Genomic DNA, 20453 nt, shown 5'->3' on the forward strand with positions numbered 1-20453 from the left:
TAGACGCTAACTCAAGTTTTTTTGGACCAGAATCGCGGCAGTTCCGCTAAACTTCCATCCTGGCCGCTCTTGTAGTGGCCAGTTTTTCATTTTGATACCCTCTTACCCAGAAGCCACCCACACATGACGATAGCAACACCTGCCGCGTCGGCCAGCGACGCCCCAGCGCCTTTCTTGCTGATTGATCAGCTGGTCAAGGAATTCGACGGCGTGCGCGCCGTCGATGCGATTTCCGTGACGATCAACAAGGGCGAGATCTTCGCCCTGCTCGGCAGTTCAGGTTGCGGCAAGTCGACCCTGCTGCGCATGCTGGCCGGCTTCGAGACGCCGACATCGGGGCGCATCGCCCTGGCGGGCAACAGCATCGTCGACGTGCCGCCGCACCAGCGTCCCATCAACATGATGTTCCAGTCGTATGCGCTGTTCCCCCACCTGTCCGTGTGGGACAACATCGCCTTCGGCCTGCGCCGCGACGGCTTGCCGAAAGCGGAAGTGGCGGCGCGGGTCGAGCAGATGCTGGCGCTGGTGCAACTGGGGCAATACGCGAAACGCAAGCCGCACCAGCTGTCGGGCGGCCAGCAGCAGCGCGTGGCGCTGGCGCGCAGCCTGGCCAAGCGTCCGCAGTTGCTGCTGCTCGACGAGCCGCTCGGTGCGCTGGATAAAAAACTGCGCGAACGCACGCAGATGGAACTGGTCAACATCATCGAGCAGGTGGGCGTCACCTGCGTGATGGTCACGCATGACCAGGACGAGGCGATGAGCATGGCCACGCGCATCGCCGTCATGAGCGAGGGGCGCATCCTGCAAGTGGGCGCGCCCGGTGAAATCTATGAAACGCCAAATTGCCGCTTCGTCGCCGACTTCATCGGCAGCGTCAACCTGTTCGACGGACGCATCACGGAAGATGAACCCGATCACGTGGTCATCGACACGCCCGATGGCGAGCACTATGTCTCGCACGGCATCACGGGTAACCTGGGCATGGATGTCTCGGTGGCCGTGCGCCCCGAGAAAATCGGCATCCAGATCGCGCCACCCGCTTTGGAAGAGCGGGCGTCGCCGGCCGAACACGGCTACAACTGCGCCCAGGGCGTGATCGTCGCCATGGCGTATTTTGGCAATGAAACCAGCTACCACGTGCGCCTCGACAGCGGCACGGTGGTGAAAGTCTCGCGCACCAACGCGGCCCGCCACGACGCCGCGCGCCTGGAGCGCGAACAGCGCGTGTGGGTGTGGTGGGATGGCGCCGACATCGTCGTGCTGACCAGCTGAGGCTACCATGACTTCCCTCCTGCAATCGCTGCGCAGCATGGTCACCCTGCGTTGGGTCACTGGCCGCAACGCCGTCATCGCCGTGCCGTCGCTGTTCCTGACGGCCGCCTTTCTGGTACCGTTCCTGATCGTGCTGCGCATCAGCCTGTCCGATATGGACACGGCGGGCAGCCCGTTCGGCGGCTTGCTGTCGTACGTCGACGGCATCGTCGTGCTGAAGGTGAAAATCGCCAACTACCTGTTCATTGCCGCCGATGAGCTGTATCTGCTCACCTACCTCAGTTCCATCAAGTACGCGGCCATCACCACGGCCATCTGTCTGTTCATCGGCTACCCGTTCGCCTACTTCATGGCGCGCGCCAGGCCATCGATCCGGCCCGTGCTGATGATGCTGGTGATGCTGCCGTTCTGGACCTCGTTCCTGCTGCGCGTGTATGCGTGGAAGGGCATCCTGGCCAACCACGGCTTGCTCAACGATCTCTTGATCGCGCTGGGCGTGGTGCAGGAACCGCTGCACATGATGAACACCTCATTCTCGCTGGTGGTCGGCATGGTGTATGCCTATTTGCCGTTCATGATTTTGCCCCTGTATGCGAACCTGGTCAAAATGGACATGCGCTACCTGGAAGCGGCGGCCGACCTGGGCGCCACGCCGTTGCAGGCGTTCTGGCGCATCACCGTGCCCCTGTCGAAATCGGGCATCATCGCCGGCGCCATGCTGGTGTTCATTCCGTCCGTGGGCGAATACGTGATTCCCGAGTTGCTGGGCGGCCCGGAAACCCTGATGATCGGCCGCGTGCTGTGGGATGAATATTTCACCAATAACGACTGGGCCATGGCTTCGTCCGTGACGGTGCTGGTGGTCTTGCTGATCCTCGTGCCGATGGCCATTTTTAACAAGTACAAGACGGACCAGGACGCGGAGGAGCGCACATGAACGGACGTACTTTCCTGCAGCGCTGGTTCGGGCGCGGCTGGCTCTCGCTCGGTTATCTGTTCCTCTACCTGCCCATCATCGTGCTGATCGTCTTCTCGTTCAACAGCTCGCGCCAGGACATGGTGTGGAGCGGCTTTTCGCTGCGCTGGTACAGCGAGTTGATGAGCGATACGGAAATCATCTCGGGCTTCGGCCTGTCATTAAAAATCGCCTTCATGTCGGCCACCTCGTCCGTCATCCTGGGCACGTTCGCCGCCTTCGCGCTGACCAATTACCAGCGCTTCCGTGGCCGTACCTTGTTCTCGTCCATGGTCAGCGCGCCGTTGGTGATGCCGGAAGTGATCATCGGCCTGTCGCTGCTGCTGATGCTGGTGTCCATGCAAAAGGTCTTCGGTTTCCCCGAGCGGGGCGTGCTGACCATCTGGCTGGGGCATACCTTGCTGGGCATGGCGTATGCGGCCGTGGTGGTGCAGTCGCGCCTGCAGGAAATGAGCAAATCGCTGGCGGAAGCGGCCATGGACCTGGGCTGCCGCGCGCACCAGGTGTTCTTCCTCGTGACGCTACCGAACATCACGCAGGCATTGGCCTCGGCCTGGCTGCTGACATTTACCCTGTCGCTGGACGACGTGGTGCTGTCGGCCTTCCTTTCCGGTCCCGGTTCGACGACCATGCCGCTGGTGATCTTCTCGCGCGCGCGCCTGGGGCTCGACCCGCGCGTCAATGCCATCGCCGCACTGACGATTCTTGTCGTGACGCTCGCCGTGATCGTGTATGCCGTGCTGCTGGCGCGCGCCGAACGGCAGCGCCGCAAGCAGATGTCCGCGGCGTATTCGGCAGACCAGGAGTAAGCTGCTCTTACACTGACACAGGAGACGACCATGACGGAAAACACCAGCTGGCACGCACGGGCCGCAGAGATCAAGATCGATGGACGCGCCTTCATCAACGGCGAGCGGGTCGCGGCCAGGTCCGGCCAGACCTTCGACAATCTGTCGCCCATCGATGGGCGTTTGCTGGGGCAGGTGGCGCGCTGCGACACCGCCGACGTGGACGCGGCCGTGCAGGCCGCGCGCGCCGCCTTTGACGACCGCCGCTGGGCAGGCAAGTCGCCCGCGCAGCGCAAGCGGATATTGATCAAGCTCGCCGACCTGGTGCAGAAATACGGCCCCGAGCTGGCCCTGCTGGAAACCCTGGACATGGGTAAACCGATCAAGTACAGCCAGAGCGTGGACGTGGGCGCCACGGCCAATTGCCTGCGCTGGTATGGCGAGGCGATCGACAAGGTCTACGATGAAATCGCCCCGACCCCGGCCAACAGCCTGGCCCTGATCACGCGCGAACCGGTCGGCGTCGTCGCCGCCATCGTGCCGTGGAATTACCCGATGATCATGGCCGCCTGGAAGATCGCGCCCGCCCTCGCGGCCGGCAACAGCGTGATATTGAAACCGTCGGAAAAATCGCCGTTGACGGCGCTGCGCCTGGCCGACATCGCACTGGAGGCGGGCGTGCCGGCGGGCGTCTTCAACGTGTTGCCAGGCTACGGCAATGAGGCCGGCGCCGCGCTGGCGCTGCACATGGATGTCGATTGCATCGGCTTTACGGGTTCCACGCGCACAGGGAAATTGATCGTGCAGATGGCGGGGCAGTCGAACCTGAAACGGGCGTGGACGGAACTGGGCGGCAAGTCCGCCAACATCGTTTGCGCCGATTGCCCGGACCTGGACAAGGCCGTGGCGGCCGCCGTCGGCTCCATCTTTTTCAACCAGGGCGAAAGCTGCAACGCGCCATCGCGGCTGTTCGTGGAAGAGTCGATCAAGGAAGAATTTGTCGCCAGGGCATTGGCCATGCTGCCCCGCTTCCAGCCCGGCGACCCGCTCGATGAAGCCACCGTCATGGGCGCCATCGTCGACGCCACGCAGATGAACACGGTGATGGGCTATATCGCGGCCGGCAAGCAGGAAGGCGCACAGCTGCTCGGTGGCGGCGAGGCCGTGCGCCTTGATACGGGCGGCTATTACGTGCAGCCGACCATCTTCGGCGTGGACGCCGGCATGACGATCACGCGCGAAGAGATCTTCGGCCCCGTGCTGTCCGTGCTGGGCTTTACGGATATCGCCGAAGCCATCGAACAGGCCAACGCCACGCCGTACGGCTTGCAGGCGGCCGTATGGACCTCCGACATCACCAAGGCCATCCAGACGGCGCGTGCCCTGCGCGCGGGCACCGTGCACGTCAACCAGTACGACGGCGACGACATCACCGTGCCGTTCGGCGGCTACAAACAGTCGGGCAACGGGCGCGACAAGTCATTGCACGCACTGGACAAGTACACGGAATTGAAGACGACGTGGATACAGGTGGGGTAGGGAGTTGCGCCTGTGGTGTTGTCGGATTACGGCCTGCGGCCTCGGCGGCCCCGCCTAATCCGACCTACCCGACCTATAGCGTGGATGGTTTCGTAGGTCGGCTTAGCGCGCAGCGCGTAAGCCGACTTGGACGTAAAACACACTACATCAGAAGCAGTGTTCCAGCGCCGGGAAGCTGCCATCCTTGACGGCTTTGACGTAGCCGGTGACGGCGTCGTCGATGCTGGCCGCGCCTTCCATGAAGTTGCGCACGAAGCGCGCCTTGCGGCCTGGGAAGACGCCCAGCATGTCGTGCATGACGAGCACCTGGCCCGAGCAGTCGGGACCTGCGCCGATGCCGATGGTGGGGATCGTCAGCATGTCGGTCACTTCCTTGCCCAGCTGCGATGGCACGGCTTCCATCAGCACGATGGCGGCGCCCGCGTTTTGCAGCGCCAGCGCGTCGTTTTTCAGTTCGGCGGCGCTTTCCGTGCTCTTGCCCTGTACTTTATAGCCGCCCAGCTGATGCACGAATTGCGGCGTCAGGCCGATGTGGGCGCAGATGGGGATGCCGCGCTCGGTGAGGAAACGGACGGTCTCGGCCAGCCAGGCGCCGCCTTCGATCTTGATCATGTGCGCGCCAGCCTGCATCAGGATGACGGCATTGGCGTAAGCCGTTTCAGGCGTGCCGTACGCGCCGAACGGCAGGTCGGACAGGATCATGGCCGACTTGCTGCCGCGCGCCACGGAAGCCGTGTGGTAAGCCAGTTCGGCCACGGTGACGGGCAGGGTGGAGTTGAGGCCGTTGCAGACCATGCCGAGCGAATCGCCGATCAGCAGGATCTCCACGCCGCAGCGGTCCATCAGCGACGCGAAGCTGGCGTCATAGCAGGTCAGCATGGTGATCTTTTCGCCGGCGGCGCGCAGCGTGGCCAGGGTATGGATGGTCACGGCCTTGTTGGCGACAGGCTTGGATGGCGCCGGCGCCGGTGTGGCGGCCTTGTCTTTTGCGGCCAGATCTGTTCCTTGCAAATAAGCGGACATAGGTATTCTCTAGAGTGAAAGGGGGGTGATGCTATTGCGACGCCGCTAGTGTAGTACTTTATATGGCGGCGTGCAGGGGCGGCATTGTAGAGCAATGCCGCGTGGCGCTCACAGCTGGCTGATAGCCTGGTCAGCGACGCTTGCCAGGTAGTCCTGCGCTGCCCCGAGGCCGGGCACGACGACGGCGGGCGCCAGTTCGAGCAGCGGCACCAGCACGAAGGCGCGCTCGGTGATGCGTGGATGCGGCACCGTCAGGCTGGCGCTGGCGATGCGTTCATCGCCGTACAGCAGCAAGTCCAGGTCCAGCGTGCGCGGGGCGTTGCGGTAAGGCCGCTCGCGCCCGTGCGCCGCCTCGATGGCGTGCAGCGCCAGCAGCAGCTCTTCGGCCGGCAGGGTGGTCGTGATGCGCGCCACGGCGTTGATGTAGTCGTCACCGCTCGAATCGATGGGCGCCGTGCGGTAGCTGGACGAGGCGTCCAGCAAGCTGGCGCCGGGCAGGCGCGCCAGGCGCGCAAGCGCATCCTGTACATTCGCGCGCGCGTCGCCCAGGTTGGCACCGATACCGATGTAAGCAGTGACGACCATTATTCGTCGCTGCTGCTGCCGGTGGTCGAGCCGCCTGTACCCGTCTTGCTGCGCGTGCTGCGGCGTGGCGGGCGCTTCTTCTTGACGGCGCCAGGCGCGGCATTCGCGCTGACGAGCAGCGCTTCGCGCGTTTCCTCGTCGCCCTCATAAAAGGCGGTCCACCACTCGCCGATCTCCATGTCGATCTCGCCCGAGGCGCAGCGCAGCAGCAGGAAGTCGTAGCCGGCGCGGAAGCGCAGGTGTTCCAGCAGTTTATGCGGCGCCTTGCCGACTCTGCGCTCGAAGCGCGGCTGCATCGACCAGATGTCGCGCATGTCCGAGCCGATCTTGCGCTGCAGGGCCAGTTTTTCCGTCTGCGAATCGAGCACGTCGTCGGCCGCCAGGTGCAGCGCGGGGATGGTCGACTCGCCAGCGGCGCGGTAGGCCGTCCATTTTTCCAGCACCTGGTGCCACAGCAGCGAGGCAAACAGGAAGCCTGGCGAGACGGTCTTGCCGGCGGCGATGCGTTGATCCGTGGCGTCCAGCGCCAGGGTGACGAATTTCGCGCCCAGCGGCTGCTCCAGCACCACATCGAGCAGCGGCAGCAAGCCGTGGTGCAAGCCTTCCTTGCGCAACTGCTGCAGGCAGGCCAGTGCGTGGCCGCTCATCAGCAGTTTCAGCATCTCGTCGAACACGCGTGGCGCGGGCACATTGTTGATCAGCGGCGCCATGATGGGAATCGGCGCGGCCGTGTGCGGCTCGATAGTGAATTTCAGCTTGGCGGCGAAGCGCACCACGCGCAGCATGCGCACGGGGTCTTCGCGGTAGCGTTCTTCGGGCTTGCCGATCATGCGCAAGGTCTGGGCGCGGATATCTTCCACGCCGCCGTGGTAATCGAGCACTTCCTGCGTGGCCGGGTTGTAGTACATGGCGTTGATGGTGAAGTCGCGGCGCAGCGCATCTTCGTGCTGCAAGCCGAAGGTGTTGTCGCGCAGGACGCGGCCATGTTCATCCTTGGGCGCGGAGTCGGCGCCGGCGCCGCGGAAGGTCGTCACTTCCAGCAAATCCTGGCCGAACATCACGTGCACGATCTGGAAGCGCTTGCCGATGATGAAGGCGCGGCGGAACAATCGCTTGACCTGTTCCGGCGTGGCGTTGGTGGCGATGTCGAAGTCCTTGGGTTTGACGCCCAGCAGCAGGTCGCGCACTGCGCCGCCGACGACAAAGGCCTCGAAGCCCGCTTCCTGCAGGCTGCTGGTGACGCGGATGGCATTCGACGACACCAGTTTCGGGTCGATTCCGTGTTGCGCGGGACCGAACACGATGGGTGTCGTGGTGTCGCGCGCTGCCTCTTTTTTAACGCCGAGGATCTTGCGGATGAATTTTTTAATCATTGAATAAGTGGAGTGATGGCCAGCCGTGGAGGGATGCGTGTGCGCTCAAAGCGGTGTTGGGATTGGTCGCGACAGGGTGGGTCACGACCGACAGCAAGGGAATGTCGTTGTGGGAATCGCTGTAAAAATAGCTGCGCTCGAACTGCCCCAGTTCCTTACCCATCTTTTCCAGCCAGGCGTGGGTGTGGGTCAGCTTGCCCGCGCCGAGGGTCGGCGTGCCCAGCAGCTTGCCCGTGACGTTGCCTGCAGCGTCATATTCGGGCATGGCGGCCAGCAGGTGCTCGACGCCCAGCGCATCGGCGATGGGTTTGGTGATGAAATGGTTGGTGGCCGTGACGATCGCCAGCAAATCGCCCGCATCCTGGTGCTGCTTGAGCAGGGCCACGACTTCGGGGCGGATGGACGGCAAGACCACTTCGGCCATGAATTGCCGGTGCAGCGCTTCCAGGCGTTCGCGCGGAAACTGCGCCAGTGTGCCCAGCGAGAATTCCAGGTATTCCACCGGGTCCAGGGTGCCGGCCTGGTACTGCGCGAAAAATTCGTCGTTGCGACGGGTGAATTCGGCGGCGTCCACGGCACCGATGCGTACCAGGAATTCGCCCCACTCGTGATCCGAGTCGATGGGCAGCAGTGTGTGGTCGAGGTCAAACAGGGCCAGATTCATCATTCTTTCGCTTCCGCCTGCAGCAACTCGCGCAACAATGGCAAGGTGATCGGGCGTTGGGTTTCAAGGGAGTAGAGGTCGAGAGAGTCCAGCATCGTCGACAGCGAACGCATGTCGCGCCGGAAATGGGACAGCAGATAGGGTAACACGCCCGGCGACAAGGTCAAGCCGCGGGTGGTGGCCGCCTGGGTCAGGGCGGCGATTTTTTCATCGTCGGTCAAGCCGTGGATCTGATAGATCAGGCCCCAGCCCATGCGCGTGCGCAAGTCTTCGCGCACGGGCAGCACGGCCGGTGGCACGGCGCCGCTGCACACCATGTAGGCCTTGTTGGCGCGGATTTCATTGAACAGGGCAAAGGCGTCGATCTGCGCCAGCGGCGACAGTTTTTCGCAGTCGTCGAGCAGGTACAGGTCGACGTCAGGCGAATACACGAATTCGGACTCGATCGAGAACGGCGAAATGTAGCGAGCGCGCTCGGTGCTGGCCAGGGCCTTGAGCAGATGGCTCTTGCCGGCGGCCAGTTCGCCCCACAGGTAGGCAAAATGTTCGCGCGACGTGCGCGCGGCGAACTGGCGCATCAGCTGCGCCACTTCGGCATTCTGTCCCACCTCGAAGGTATCGAGGCTGTGCGCCTGGTCTGTGCCTAAATCGAGCACCAGTTGTTTCATGGCGTACGCCTTGTCCTGTTTTTCATTACTGCATGTGCATCGTGGTATTGCCAGGTTGATATGATATCCGCTTTTACTAGGTATTATAGAAGCTGCTGGAGAGGTAGTGGCGTCTTAGATGCTTAAAAGCGACCATCAACACGGCAGAAGCGGGTAAAGCGAGCAAAACGCCGACGAAACCGAACAGTTGTCCGAAAGCCAATAAAGCAAAAATGACGGCCAGCGGGTTCAGACCGATGCGTTCGCCCACCAGGCGCGGCGTGAGGAAAAAGCCTTCGATGACCTGGCCGCAGCCGTAGATGACGGCCACGGCGATCACGCCGCTCCAGTCGGCAAACTGCAGCAGGGCGGCGATCATGGCCAGCATCAGTCCCAGGCCGAAGCCCAGGTAGGGGATGAACACCAGCAAGCCCGTAATGATGCCGACAGGCAATGCCACCTCAAAACCGGCGATGGCCAGCGCCACCGAGTAATACGTGGCCAGCACCAGCATGACGAGCAGTTGGCCGCGCAGGTATTGCGCCAGCAGGGTATCGACTTCCTGCGCCATGCCCACCGTGCGGCCCACCCAGCGGCGCGGCACGGCGCCGGCGATGCGTGCCAGCATCGGATGCCAGTCCAGCAACAGGTAGAACAACACCACGGGAATGAGCACCACGGTGGCCAGCCAGCCCAGCACGGCCGTGCCGCCGATGCGCGCCGAGGCCAGCACGGTGCTCCAGATTTCATCGCCACTGGTGGCCATCTGCTGACCCAGCATGCGTTTGATGCCCGTGCCGTCGAGCCGTACCCGGATGCCCAGGTCGCGCAGTTTCGGCGCCAGGAAATCATTCGCCTTGTTCAGAAACTGCGGGATCTGCGCTTGCAGCAAGGGGATTTCCTTTTGCAATACCGGCACGACGATCAGCACCAGCGCCGTGATCGCGAGGAAAAACAACACCACGACGACCAGCACGGCCAGCGGACGGGGCACGTAAAAACGCTTGTAATGCAGGCGTTGCAAGCGGTCCACGCCGGGATTGAGCACGTAGGCGAGGATGGCGGCGGCCAGGAAGGGCGTCAGGATGGGGCCCAGGCTGACGAGCAGCAGCAAGAATGCCAGCCAGACCGCGATCCAAAATGCTGTTTGCTTCTGCTCGGCGGTGATGGCGAATGGCATGTAGTTTGTGCTGTTGCGTTAAAAAAAGGCAGTTAATTACGAAATGGCGGGGCAGTTTGATAAAATAGCGACTTGATCGACCGAATTCACCCGCTGGCGTCCTGCCGCACGATGTTGAAAAACATGCTTGCGCGCGCGTGCCGGCGGGTATCCGCCTTCTATTTTACCGCCTCCGCTGCCACCACACCATGAACCAGACTTCTAATGTTTCCCTTTCCTACCGTGACGCTGGCGTCGATATCGACGCAGGCGACGCTTTAGTCGAAGCAATCAAGCCGTTTGCCAAGCGCACCCTGCGCGAAGGCGTGATGGGCGGCCTGGGCGGTTTTGGCGCCATGTTCGAAATCAGCAAGAAGTACAAGGAACCAGTGCTGGTCTCGGGCACCGACGGCGTCGGCACCAAATTGCGCCTGGCGTTCGAACTGAACCGCCATGACACGGTCGGCATCGACCTGGTCGCCATGAGCGTCAACGATATCCTGGTGCAAGGCGCCGAACCGCTGTTCTTCCTCGACTATTTTGCCTGCGGCAAGCTGGACGTGGCCATTGCCACCGACGTCATCAAGGGCATCGCCCAGGGTTGCGAACAAGCGGGTTGCGCGCTGATCGGCGGCGAAACGGCGGAAATGCCGAGCATGTACCCGGCCGGCGAATACGACCTGGCAGGTTTTGCCGTCGGCGCCGTGGAAAAATCGAAAATCATCGACGGCACCAAGATCGCCCCGGGCGACGTGGTGCTGGGCCTGGCCTCGTCGGGCGTGCACTCGAACGGTTACTCGCTGGTGCGCAAGATCATCGAAGTGGCGAAACCGGACCTGGAAGGCGACTTCCACGGCCGCAAGCTGGCCGACGTGCTGATGCAGCCGACGCGCATCTACGTCAAGCCGCTGCTGGCGCTGATGGACGCCATGGAAGTCAAAGGCATGGTGCACATCACCGGTGGCGGCCTGGTGGAAAACATCCCGCGCGTGCTGCAGCCTGGCCTGGTGGCCGAGCTGGACTCGAAGGCATGGACCATGCCGCCGCTGTTCACGTGGCTGCAACAGCATGGCGGCGTGGCTGACGCCGAAATGCACCGCGTCTTCAACTGCGGCATCGGCATGACCGTCATCGTCTCGCAGGAAAACGCGGACGCCGCCATCGCGCAATTGCAAGCGGCCGGCGAAAGCGTTTCGCGCATCGGCACCATCCGCGCGCGTAACGGCGACGAGCATCAAACCATCGTTATCTGATTGCACCTGACCAAACCTACTGCGCGGCGCGCTTTGCGGCCTGCGATGCTCACCGTACTAGAGTACGGTTGCGCTTCTTAGCCACAAATCACTGGCGCTCGCTACGGTGTTGTCAGGCGCTGTGACGTTGTTGAAAAAGAAAAAAGCAGGCCTCTTTGAGAGCCTGCTTTTTTACGCCTATGACACATCCTGGAATAAGTTGACACTTTTTCGATGCAGAGAAGGAGTGTCAAATGGAACAAGGGTTTAGGCGCAGCCAGCGCGATTACAGTCTGGCTTTTAAATTGAACGTTGTCGAGCAGGTGGAAAAGGCGAGATGACGTACAGGCAGGCGCAACTGCGCTACGGAATACAGGGTCGGCCGACAGTTTTGGTATGGTGTCGCAAACACGACCTGCAGGATTGGACGCATCCAAGGGGCTGAAGCCAACGGAGCGCGATGATGACAGACAAGCCGAGCAAGCCACTGACGCCAGAGCAACGCATCAAGGAGTTGGAGCGTCAACTCAAGGAAGAAAGACAGAAATCCGCACTGTTCGAAGCGGTTCTCGACGTCCTGCGTGACGAGTACGGGGTGCCGGTAAAAAAGCCTTTGGGCAGGTCATCGCGCGCAAGCAAGTCGAAGGATTAAGCGTCGAGCGGGCCTGCCGCTGTGTCGGCATCAGCCGCCAAGCCTATTACCAGCGCCGTCAGCATACGGCCCTGCAATACAAAACGCCCGATGCGGTGCATCGGGCGTTTCTACAGCAATAAATACTGTCAACCTATTTTAGGACTGGACACCCTTGCATGCTCAGGCAAACAAACGGGCATAGGATTTTGTCAGCGATGGCGCGGGCATTTTCATACGCTATCACCCATGTCGCTGTCTAGCTCGCCGTTGCCATTCGTGCTGCATTCGATGGACCCGGCAACTCGTGCAACGACTTGGTCTTGCGCAAGCCATCGGAAGAGGGTGGCTGGTTTGGGTTATTGCTGTTCTTGCCCACCTTGAACAATCACTTAAATTATTGGCTCTAAAAGCGGATGTTTGCCCTTGATGAAATTTTTTGGTGAGATCAGAGACCCACTTCCTGAAGATGGTGCGAATGATTTATTTTTCAAAGGGTTTGTGGTTGATTTATAAATCAATGTAGTTGAAAATAGGACATAATTTATCTTTCCAATACTTACTTTTGGATACAGATCTTTCATTTTTCCAAGTATAAAATGACTCATTCTTGAGCCAGATTTTAATTGTGAAATATTATTTCCAGCGTTAGAACTTTTTAAATTTGTTACCCATGCATTAATTTTTCCTGGTGATTTTATTGTGGAGTAAAATATAATGAAGTCGCACATGCTGCGGACTTTTTTTGATCGGAAAGAAATGGAAAGCAGGTTTCAAATTCAGTACCTTTAATATGTACTTTTTGATCAAACTTATAACAAGCATATTCATGTACGTTATGTAACCTCAGTTGTATTTTTGATAGTAGAAGAGCTTCATCCCTGTTGCTTTCTTCTTTTAAAACAAGATATCCATTTTCATCAATATCTCCTTCCAAGTAAGAAATATTCAAAAGCTCTTTTATTTCCTTGATCATTATTCAAGCTCCATCATTATCTCTTCTGATAATTGATTCAATGAATTAATTACATCATCTATACTTTCTATTGAAAACCCCAGCTCGTTAACTTCTACATGGGTGGGTGATTCTTCTTTGCAAAATAAAACCACAGAAACTTTCGAGTGTTCAATTAGCTCCATATCCGAAAATGAATATTTTTCTTTTATTTTATTCAATTTTGGATTTTTTAAAATAATAGAGTTGTTGATTTCTCGAATTATATAATCGCTATGCGTACTTACTAATACATCGACCCCTGAATTTGTCAATTCACATAAAAATCTAGCTATTTTTCGTTGATTGTCTGGATGAAGATTCATTTCTGGTTCATCAATTATAATTAAGTCACCCTTGCGAGCTTGGTGCCTAAGGTAAACTACTAGACTAGACAGAGATTTTACTAAAGAAGCACTGAGATTTATTCTTAATCCACTGGAGTTTTCTGGTGTATAAATTAATTCTCCACTCTCGCCAATTTTTAGTTCCCCGCCAAGTATTTCTTTTTCCAGGCGAGAAGCCAGATGGGATAGAGGGCCGATTTCTTTTGAAATTTCTTTTAAATCTTCAGCAATTTCTAGTCCATCTCTGATTGGTAAGGAGTAACGTTTTGTCTTTGCGCCCAAAAAATTAAGAAAATTAATCTCTTTTTTCTTTTCTCCATTGTTTAGCGATAAAAGCTGATCCACCAGCATGTTTCTAGAGGATGAAAGCTCTCTGCTAAATAAATTTATCGCAGATCTTTCTGCAGTAAAAACAAAAACTCTACCAAGAAAGTTCTCCGCATATAGTTCGGATATCGATTGATTTAAAAAGTCTTTGATTATATGTTGAGGAATTTCATCTCTATCGGAGTTTTCCTTTGTTGCAAAAATAATGCTAATTAAGTCATTTTCAATGAAATATTCGAATTCTAACTTTCCAACAACTAGTTTTCGCTTTGCATTTGGTCTTGCTGACTTTGCTGTTTTTTTTGTAAGTTCTATTTTTAAAGAACTTCGAGCAAAGAAGGAGTTGGGCGCATCAAAATCAGCGTCTAAATTTTTTTTCAGTAAGCTATTTATATCGTTGCTAAACTTGGCTGATAATTTAAGTGGATTTATTGTCAGTACACCTTTGGCAATCAAATTTTTAAAATCATGTTGACTTATCCATTCGGCAGAGGTTTTCCCAAATCCTTTTAATATGCTGTAGATTGTATAGGCAGCATAGGTTTTTCCTGTATTGTTAGGTCCGCAAAATAAAGTTATCCCATTTCTCAATTCATATTGGAAGTCATTTATACTTCCGACGTTCTTTATGTTGATTTTCATTTTTTCCTTACCGGAGTAAAATTATTATGATATAAATATATATTATTATTTTTTATAGAATTCAGAAGATTTTCTGATGAAGTCTTGATTTTAGGTGCTATTATAAGTGCTTAAGTATTTTTGTCACCTTCACGACCCTAAGACGCCATGCATCGGGCATCTTCGAACCTAACAGCGGGCGCAGATACAGCCGGAAAGCATCGGTCACGTCCGTGCCGCTGGCGCTGATGAATTCGTCTTCCATGGTGCGCGTCTTGCCCGCCACGTCTGACAAGGGCAGCAGCTCGTAATCGACGGAATAAAAGCCCGTGCGCTTGATGGCGACGGAGCCGTCACGGTCGCCCCACATGGCGAACTGTACGGCTTTTTCGCCCACTTCGCGCGCTTCGCGTTGATCGACGTCGGAGACGCAGCCGATGAAGGAGCGTTGCAAATAGCCGAAGGTATCGCCGCGCACGCGCTTGATGCCCAGTTTGGCCTTGATTTCGTCGCACAGCAGGTCGGCCAGCGCACCCGTGCCCGACAATTGCACATTGCCGTGCGCATCGCGTTCTACTTCATTGCCCACCTGTTTGGCCAGCAGGCTGGCGATCGGTTCGCCCGAGGCGTCGTGGATGCCTTCCGAGACGGCGATCACGCAGCGGCCGTATTTTTCATACGTGGCCTTCACGTCGGCCAGGAATTTCTCCAGCACGAAGACGCGCTCGGGCAGGTAGATCAGGTGCGGGCCATCGTCGGGGAACTTCTTGCCCAGCGCCGAGGCGGCCGTCAAAAAGCCCGCGTGGCGGCCCATCACCACGCCCACGTAGACGCCGGGCAAGGCTGCGTTGTCGAGGTTGGCGCCGGCGAATGCCTGCGCGACGAAGCGCGCGGCCGAGGGAAAACCGGGCGTGTGGTCGCTGCCGACCAGGTCGTTGTCGATGGTTTTCGGGATGTGGATGCAGCGCAGCGGATAGCCGGCCTTGTGCGCTTCCTCGCTGACGATGCGCACCGTGTCGGACGAGTCGTTGCCGCCGATATAAAAGAAGTGTTCGATTTCGTGCGCGCGCAAGACTTCGAAGATTTGCTGGCAGTAGGCAATATCGGGCTTGTCGCGCGTGGAGCCGAGGGCCGACGAGGGCGTGGCGGCCACCAGTTCCAGGTTGTGGCTGGTTTCCTGCGTCAGATCGACGAATTCTTCATTGACGATGCCGCGCACGCCGTGCAGCGCGCCATACACGCGCGTGACATGCTGAAAACGCCGCGATTCGAGCACCACGCCCACCAGCGACTGGTTGATGACGGCGGTGGGGCCGCCTCCCTGGGCAACAAGAATTTTTCCAGACGGCATGGGATTTCCTCGTAAATGGAGCGGCCCTCCAGCCTACTCCTTTTTTGCCGGGGCGCTGTCTTTTCCGATAGTTCTGTCGAGGAATTCTTCCACCTTGCCCAGTCCTTGCCGCGTTGTCATTCCGGCGCCCGGATATGCTCGACCAGCCCCGTGCTGCGCCGTCCCGGCGCCGGTGTCAGCCAGCTGACGAGGATGGCGGCGGCCAGGCCGGCCGGCACGCCGAAGATGCCGGCGGAAATGGGGGCGATATGGAACCATTGTCCGCTGGCATTGCCACCCAGCATGGTGCTCGTGTGCAGCATGTAGTAGAGACAGACGCCAAAGCCCGTGAACATGCCGGCCAGCGCCCCCTGGTAATTGGCGCGTTGCCAGAAGATGCCCAGCACCAGCGGCGGGAACAGGGTCGAGGCGGCCAGGGAGAACGCCACGCCCACCAGCGACAGGATATCGGCCGGCTTTTGCGAGGCCGCATAGGCGGCGATGAAGGCCACGGCCAGCAGCAGCAATTTGGAAATCGTCACGCGCTTTTGCGTCGAGGCGCTGGGATCGACCACCTTGTAATAGATGTCGTGCGACAGGGCATTTGAAATGGCCAGCAACAAGCCGTCCGCCGTCGACAGGGCGGCGGCCAGGCCGCCGGCCGCCACCAGGCCGGAAATCACGTAGGGCAGGCCGGCGATCTCGGGCGTGGCCAGCACCAGCACGTCGGCGTCGATGGAAATTTCCGCCAGTTGCACGATGCCGTCGCGGTTGACGTCGACGATGCTGATCAGGGGACTGAGCTTGTCCACATTGGCCCAGTACGACACCCAGGTGGGCAGGTTCGTGTATTGCGTGCCGACCAGCGCCGAGTAAATATCGTACTTGACCAGCACGGCCAGCGCGGGAATCGTGAGATAGATCAACAAGATGAAAAACAGGGCCCAGAACACGGACACGCGCGTTTCGTGCACGGAGGGCGTGGTGTAGGATCGCATGAGGATATGCGGCAGGGCGGCCGTGCCCAGCATCATGCAAAACACGAGGGCCAGGAAATTGTTGCGCTTGATGTCGGACTGCTCGCGGTCCGCGGCGGGAAACGGCTGCGCGTGCGGAATGATCGGTTCGGCGCGTTTCTGATTCTGCGCCTGCGCCGCCTGCCACAGCACGCGTGCCTCGTCCGGGCTTTTCGGATAGGCGACCAGGTAGCGCTCCGCGTTGCGGATGTCGAACAGCGAGGTATTGCGCTGGCGCAAATGATCGAGCTGGCGCTGGGCCGCCAGCCGGCCTTGCTCCCAGGAACCGGGCAAGCCGGCGATGCGCGCCTGGTAGCTTTGCGCGCGCTGGCGGAAGATGGCGCGCACTTCGTTTTCTTTCGGGTCCGTTTCCAGCACGTGTTCGCGCGCGCTCAGTTGCGGCAACACCTTGCCGTAGGCGATCTGCGGCACGGGATTGTCCGCATGCTTGACCGACAGCCACATGGCGGGAATCAGGAAGGCGACGAGGATGATGATGTACTGCGCCACCTGCGTCCAGGTGATGGCGCGCATGCCGCCCAGAAAGGAGCAGACGAGGATGCTGGCCAGGCCCAGAAAGATGCCGACGGAAAAATCCACGCCCGTGAAGCGCGAGGCGATCAGGCCGACGGCGTAGATCTGCGCCACCACATACGTAAACGAGACGATGATGGTGGCGGCGACGGCCACCACGCGCACGCTGGCGCCCCGTTTGTCGGTACCGCTGGCGTAGCGGGCGGCGAGGAAGTCGGGAATCGTGTACTGGCTGAACTTGCGCAGGTAGGGCGCGATCAATAGCGCCACCAGGCAATAGCCACCCGTCCAGCCCATGATGAAGGCCAGGCCGTCGAAGCCGTTCAGGTACAGGCCGCCGGCCAGGCTGATGAAGCTGGCGGCCGAAATCCAGTCGGCGGCCGTGGCCATGCCGTTGAACATGGCCGGCACCCTGCGCCCCGCCACATAGTATTCGGTGACGTTCGAAGTGCGGCTGATGACGCCGATGGTGGCGTACAGGGTGATGGTGACCAGCATGAACAGGTAGCCGATCCAGGCGCGCGGCATGCCTTCCTGTTCCAGCACCGACAGGGCCAGCAGGAAGGCGGCGAAACCGGCGGTAAACAGCAGGTAGTAGCGGCACAGCCGCGCAAAGAAGCTGCGCTGGCCGCTCATGTTTGCTCCTCGGCATGAAAATCCCGGTCCAGGCGTCGCATGCGCCAGGCATAGACGGCGATGATGGCCAGATACACCAGCGAGGCGCCCTGGGCCGCCATATAGAAGGGCAGCGGCCAGCCGAACAGGTTCAGGTGCAACAGTTCGCGCGCATAAAACACGGTCAGGAAGCCCGTCAGCAGCCAGATCAGCAGCAGGATGGCCGTCAGGCGCCGCGTCTTGTGCCAGTGCACGTCGAGGCGCGCCTGCAGCTCGGGGCCGGGCGTGCGCGCCGGCCGCAGCGGCGCCGCGGGAAGGCTGGGCTTATCCATACGTGATGTCATCCTCTTCTGGCGCGTCCGGCAACAACAGGGCGATGCTCAGGCGCAGCAGGGTGCCCGGCAGCTTCGGCGACTGCGCGCGCAGATTGTTAAAAATATCGACTTCGGCGCCATGCTGCTGGGCAATCTCGCGCACGATGGCCAGGCCCAGACCGCTGCCATCGACATTGCTGCCGAGAATGCGGTAAAAGCGTTCGAACACGTGCGCCCGCTCGGCCTGCGGTATGCCGGGGCCCGTATCCTCCACTTCCAGGATGGCCAGTTCCAGGGTGCTGCGCACGCGCACCGTGACGCTGCCCCCAAGCGGCGTGTAGCGCAGGGCATTGTCGATCAGATTACTCAGCAGTTCACGCAGCATCATGGCATTGCCGGAAATCATGATCGAATACGCGGGCTGCTCGAAGCCCAGGTCGATATGCTGGGCAAACGACGCTTGCACCCAGTCCTGCACCACGCCGCGCGCCAGTTCGCTCAGCTCGATCGGTTCGAACGCCGTGCCCGCCTGCGGCTGGTTTTCCGCGCGCGCCAGGGCCAGCAGCTGGTTGACCAGCCGCGTGGCCGCTTCCGAACTTTTCGCCAGTTGCAGCAGCGAGCGGTGAATCTCGTCGTGGTCGGTCTGGCGCAGGGCCAGCTCGGATTGCATGCGCATGCCGGCCAGCGGCGTTTTCATCTGGTGCGCCGCATCGGCGATGAAGCGTTTCTGCATGTCGATCGACAGCGATAGCCGCGCCAGCATCTCGTTGAGCGAACCGACCAGTGGCGTGATTTCCTCGGGCACCTGGCCCGATTCGATGGGGCTCAAATCGTCGGGCGGCCGCGCGCGTATGCGCTCCTGCAATTGTGCCAGCGGCGACAGGCCGCGCGCCAGGGCAAACCAGACCAGGGCCAGGATCACGGGCAGGATGATGAACTGCGGCAAGATCACGCCCTTGATGATTTCATTGGCCAGCTGGGCGCGCTTTTCCAGCGTCTCGGCCACTTGCACCAGCGTGCGGCGCGGTTCGTCATCGCTGCCGGACGGCATGTCGAGATAGGTAAACGCCACGCGCACGGGCGTGCCGTGGATGGTGTCGTTGCGAAACAGCACCATGCCGCTGCGGTATTTGTCGGGGTCTTGCGGCGGCGGCAAGTCGCGGTCGCCGTCGAGGTATTCGCCGCGCCCGCCCACCACCAGGTAATACAGGGTGTCGACATCGTCGCCGCGCAGAAAGTCGCGGCCGCTGCTGTTCTTGTCCGGCACGCGGCGCAGCAGCGTGCCGTCGGCTTGCTTGACCTGTTGCGTCAGCACCGTCACGCTGTCTTCCAGCGCATGGTCGAACGGTTGATTGGCGATGCCCTTGGCCACCAGGTAGGTGATGGCGATGCTCATCGGCCACAGCAGCAGCAAGGGCGCCAGCATCCAGTCGAGGATTTCGCCAAACAGCGAATGCTCGATGGTGTCATCCTGCTCCGTGGTGGGCGGCTCGAACCAGTCGTCGTCGTCCACCTCGTCCGCTGGCGCTTCGCGCGCCTTCACTTGCTGGCGGGTCCGCTGGCCGGGACTGCCGCCTCGCCCGCTTCGGCGTTCAGGCGCGCCGCTTCCGAGTATTTTTCCAGGCAATAGCCGAGGCCGCGCACGGTGGCGATGCGCACGCCGCCCACCTCGATCTTCTTGCGCAGGCGGTGCACATACACCTCGATGGCGTTGTTCGACACTTCTTCGCCCCATTCGCACAGGTGGTCGACCAGCTGCTCTTTCGAGACGAGGCGGCCGGTGCGACCCAGCAGGATTTCCAGCAAGCCCAGTTCGCGTGCCGACAGGTCGAGCATCTGGTCGTTGATGTAGGCGCTGCGCCCCACCTGGTCGTAGCTGAGGGGGCCGTGCTTGATGACGGTGGCGCCGCCGCCGGCGCCGCGGCGCGTCAGGGCGCGCACTCTTGCCTCCAGTTCCGACAGGGCGAACGGCTTGGCCATATAATCATCGGCACCGAGGTCGAGGCCATTTACGCGTTGTTCGATGGAATCGGCGGCCGTCAGGATCAGCACCGGCAGCAGCGAGGCGCGCGCGCGCAGGCGGCGCAGCACCTCCAGGCCGGACATCTTCGGCAGGCCCAGGTCGAGGATCAGCAGGTCGAATTCCTGGGTGGACAGGGCCGTATCGGCCTCCTGGCCGGTCTTGACGTAGTCGATTGCATAACCGGACTGGCGCAGCGAGCGGGTCAGGCCATCGGCCAGCACGCTGTCATCTTCGGCAAGTAAAATACGCATGGTGCACTTCCTATGCTTGCAACATCAGGACATCTGAAGTGTGTATTGTGTTTCATTTTCCGCAAGGTGGATAGTTTTTGTGAAAAACCAGGCTTGTATTGATCTGTTTCAAAACAAATCCACGTTCCGCTTGCATTGATCACTGTTTTTTTATACAGTACTGTCTGTGTAAAGAATTTAACCCACTGGCGC

At 59.6% G+C, this 20453-nt stretch carries 18 protein-coding genes and 1 pseudogene; 6 read left to right on the plus strand and 13 right to left on the minus strand.

Going from position 1 to position 20453, the window contains the following annotated elements:
- Positions 1 to 123: 123 nt before the first annotated feature.
- Genes KY494_RS20585 through KY494_RS20600 form a run of 4 tightly spaced genes read left to right on the plus strand, consistent with a single transcriptional unit; the run spans position 124 to position 4575 of the window.
- A complete protein-coding gene (locus KY494_RS20585; RefSeq protein WP_219132554.1) occupies positions 124 to 1272 on the plus strand; it encodes an ABC transporter ATP-binding protein in 1149 nt (382 codons plus the stop codon).
- Positions 1273 to 1279: 7 nt separating this feature from the next.
- Entirely contained in the window at positions 1280 to 2209 is a 930-nt protein-coding gene (locus KY494_RS20590; RefSeq protein ID WP_219888055.1) for an ABC transporter permease subunit, read from the plus strand.
- The gene (locus tag KY494_RS20595) at positions 2206 to 3057 is read left to right on the plus strand and encodes an ABC transporter permease (protein WP_219888056.1); all 852 of its coding nucleotides are present in this window, start codon (positions 2206 to 2208) and stop codon (positions 3055 to 3057) included. The genes KY494_RS20590 and KY494_RS20595 overlap by 4 nt, the downstream gene beginning before the upstream one ends.
- Before the next feature lie 30 nt (positions 3058 to 3087).
- Complete coding sequence (locus KY494_RS20600; RefSeq protein ID WP_219888057.1) at positions 3088 to 4575, plus strand: aldehyde dehydrogenase; 1488 nt, start codon at positions 3088 to 3090, stop codon at positions 4573 to 4575.
- 147 nt (positions 4576 to 4722) lie between these two features.
- Here the strand turns inward: KY494_RS20600 and panB are convergent, their stop codons facing one another.
- The 6 genes from panB to KY494_RS20630 all read right to left on the minus strand — a co-directional run bounded on the left by panB (position 4723) and on the right by KY494_RS20630 (position 10047).
- Positions 4723 to 5598: a 3-methyl-2-oxobutanoate hydroxymethyltransferase gene (gene panB, locus KY494_RS20605; protein ID WP_219888058.1), complete on the minus strand. Its 876-nt coding sequence runs from the start codon at positions 5596 to 5598 to the stop codon at positions 4723 to 4725.
- Between the two features lie 108 nt (positions 5599 to 5706).
- Positions 5707 to 6183: a 2-amino-4-hydroxy-6-hydroxymethyldihydropteridine diphosphokinase gene (folK, locus tag KY494_RS20610; protein ID WP_219888059.1), complete on the minus strand. Its 477-nt coding sequence runs from the start codon at positions 6181 to 6183 to the stop codon at positions 5707 to 5709.
- Positions 6183 to 7556, minus strand: coding sequence for a polynucleotide adenylyltransferase PcnB (pcnB, locus tag KY494_RS20615; protein ID WP_219888060.1), 1374 nt, complete (start codon positions 7554 to 7556; stop codon positions 6183 to 6185). Before pcnB ends, folK begins: the two co-directional genes overlap by 1 nt.
- Positions 7549 to 8220: an HAD family phosphatase gene (locus tag KY494_RS20620; protein WP_219891674.1), complete on the minus strand. Its 672-nt coding sequence runs from the start codon at positions 8218 to 8220 to the stop codon at positions 7549 to 7551. Before KY494_RS20620 ends, pcnB begins: the two co-directional genes overlap by 8 nt.
- On the minus strand, positions 8220 to 8888 hold the full coding sequence (gene hda / locus KY494_RS20625; protein ID WP_034788687.1) for a DnaA regulatory inactivator Hda: 669 nt from the start codon (positions 8886 to 8888) through the stop codon (positions 8220 to 8222). Before hda ends, KY494_RS20620 begins: the two co-directional genes overlap by 1 nt.
- A 76-nt stretch (positions 8889 to 8964) precedes the next feature.
- Entirely contained in the window at positions 8965 to 10047 is a 1083-nt protein-coding gene (locus KY494_RS20630) for an AI-2E family transporter (RefSeq protein ID WP_219888061.1), read from the minus strand.
- A 188-nt stretch (positions 10048 to 10235) separates the two neighbouring features.
- Here KY494_RS20630 and purM point away from each other — a divergent pair, with 188 nt between their 5' ends.
- Positions 10236 to 11279: a phosphoribosylformylglycinamidine cyclo-ligase gene (gene purM, locus KY494_RS20635; protein ID WP_071075316.1), complete on the plus strand. Its 1044-nt coding sequence runs from the start codon at positions 10236 to 10238 to the stop codon at positions 11277 to 11279.
- A 233-nt stretch (positions 11280 to 11512) separates the two neighbouring features.
- Positions 11513 to 11966, plus strand: a pseudogene (locus tag KY494_RS29845) (IS3 family transposase); the annotation flags it as partial.
- Between the two features lie 620 nt (positions 11967 to 12586).
- On the opposite strand, the gene KY494_RS20645 reads toward KY494_RS29845, so the two are convergent.
- From KY494_RS20645 to KY494_RS20675, 7 genes are all read right to left on the minus strand, one after another.
- Complete coding sequence (locus tag KY494_RS20645) at positions 12587 to 12865, minus strand: hypothetical protein (protein WP_219888063.1); 279 nt, start codon at positions 12863 to 12865, stop codon at positions 12587 to 12589.
- Positions 12865 to 14199 carry an AAA family ATPase gene (locus tag KY494_RS20650; RefSeq protein WP_219888064.1) on the minus strand — a complete coding sequence of 445 codons (1335 nt, stop codon included), beginning with the start codon at positions 14197 to 14199 and terminating at the stop codon, positions 12865 to 12867. Before KY494_RS20650 ends, KY494_RS20645 begins: the two co-directional genes overlap by 1 nt.
- Before the next feature lie 100 nt (positions 14200 to 14299).
- Positions 14300 to 15529 (minus strand): 6-phosphofructokinase, encoded by a 1230-nt coding sequence (locus tag KY494_RS20655; RefSeq protein WP_219888065.1) that lies wholly within the window; start codon positions 15527 to 15529, stop codon positions 14300 to 14302.
- Between the two features lie 116 nt (positions 15530 to 15645).
- Entirely contained in the window at positions 15646 to 17694 is a 2049-nt protein-coding gene (locus KY494_RS20660) for a sodium:solute symporter family protein (RefSeq protein WP_219888066.1), read from the minus strand.
- Positions 17691 to 18005, minus strand: a complete 315-nt coding sequence (locus KY494_RS20665) for a DUF4212 domain-containing protein (RefSeq protein WP_219888067.1) — start codon at positions 18003 to 18005, stop codon at positions 17691 to 17693. The genes KY494_RS20660 and KY494_RS20665 overlap by 4 nt, the downstream gene beginning before the upstream one ends.
- Positions 17998 to 19530 (minus strand): sensor histidine kinase, encoded by a 1533-nt coding sequence (locus tag KY494_RS20670; RefSeq protein ID WP_258194351.1) that lies wholly within the window; start codon positions 19528 to 19530, stop codon positions 17998 to 18000. The genes KY494_RS20665 and KY494_RS20670 overlap by 8 nt, the downstream gene beginning before the upstream one ends.
- A complete protein-coding gene (locus KY494_RS20675; protein ID WP_219132565.1) occupies positions 19527 to 20261 on the minus strand; it encodes a response regulator transcription factor in 735 nt (244 codons plus the stop codon). Before KY494_RS20675 ends, KY494_RS20670 begins: the two co-directional genes overlap by 4 nt.
- Between the last annotated feature and the right edge of the window lie 192 nt (positions 20262 to 20453).

Source organism: Janthinobacterium sp. PAMC25594 (assembly GCF_019443505.1).
Classification (GTDB): Bacteria; Pseudomonadota; Gammaproteobacteria; order Burkholderiales; family Burkholderiaceae_D; genus Janthinobacterium.

Coding starts and splice junctions, on each gene's coding strand:
- KY494_RS20585 (WP_219132554.1), top strand. CDS start 124: ATGACGATAGCAACACCTGCCGCGTCGGCCAGCGACGCCCCAGCGCCT.
- KY494_RS20590 (WP_219888055.1), top strand. CDS start 1,280: ATGACTTCCCTCCTGCAATCGCTGCGCAGCATGGTCACCCTGCGTTGG.
- KY494_RS20595 (WP_219888056.1), top strand. CDS start 2,206: ATGAACGGACGTACTTTCCTGCAGCGCTGGTTCGGGCGCGGCTGGCTC.
- KY494_RS20600 (WP_219888057.1), top strand. CDS start 3,088: ATGACGGAAAACACCAGCTGGCACGCACGGGCCGCAGAGATCAAGATC.
- panB (WP_219888058.1), bottom strand. CDS start 5,598: ATGTCCGCTTATTTGCAAGGAACAGATCTGGCCGCAAAAGACAAGGCC.
- folK (WP_219888059.1), bottom strand. CDS start 6,183: ATGGTCGTCACTGCTTACATCGGTATCGGTGCCAACCTGGGCGACGCG.
- pcnB (WP_219888060.1), bottom strand. CDS start 7,556: ATGATTAAAAAATTCATCCGCAAGATCCTCGGCGTTAAAAAAGAGGCA.
- KY494_RS20620 (WP_219891674.1), bottom strand. CDS start 8,220: ATGAATCTGGCCCTGTTTGACCTCGACCACACACTGCTGCCCATCGAC.
- hda (WP_034788687.1), bottom strand. CDS start 8,888: ATGAAACAACTGGTGCTCGATTTAGGCACAGACCAGGCGCACAGCCTC.
- KY494_RS20630 (WP_219888061.1), bottom strand. CDS start 10,047: ATGCCATTCGCCATCACCGCCGAGCAGAAGCAAACAGCATTTTGGATC.
- purM (WP_071075316.1), top strand. CDS start 10,236: ATGAACCAGACTTCTAATGTTTCCCTTTCCTACCGTGACGCTGGCGTC.
- KY494_RS20645 (WP_219888063.1), bottom strand. CDS start 12,865: ATGATCAAGGAAATAAAAGAGCTTTTGAATATTTCTTACTTGGAAGGA.
- KY494_RS20650 (WP_219888064.1), bottom strand. CDS start 14,199: ATGAAAATCAACATAAAGAACGTCGGAAGTATAAATGACTTCCAATAT.
- KY494_RS20655 (WP_219888065.1), bottom strand. CDS start 15,529: ATGCCGTCTGGAAAAATTCTTGTTGCCCAGGGAGGCGGCCCCACCGCC.
- KY494_RS20660 (WP_219888066.1), bottom strand. CDS start 17,694: ATGAGCGGCCAGCGCAGCTTCTTTGCGCGGCTGTGCCGCTACTACCTG.
- KY494_RS20665 (WP_219888067.1), bottom strand. CDS start 18,005: ATGGATAAGCCCAGCCTTCCCGCGGCGCCGCTGCGGCCGGCGCGCACG.
- KY494_RS20675 (WP_219132565.1), bottom strand. CDS start 20,261: ATGCGTATTTTACTTGCCGAAGATGACAGCGTGCTGGCCGATGGCCTG.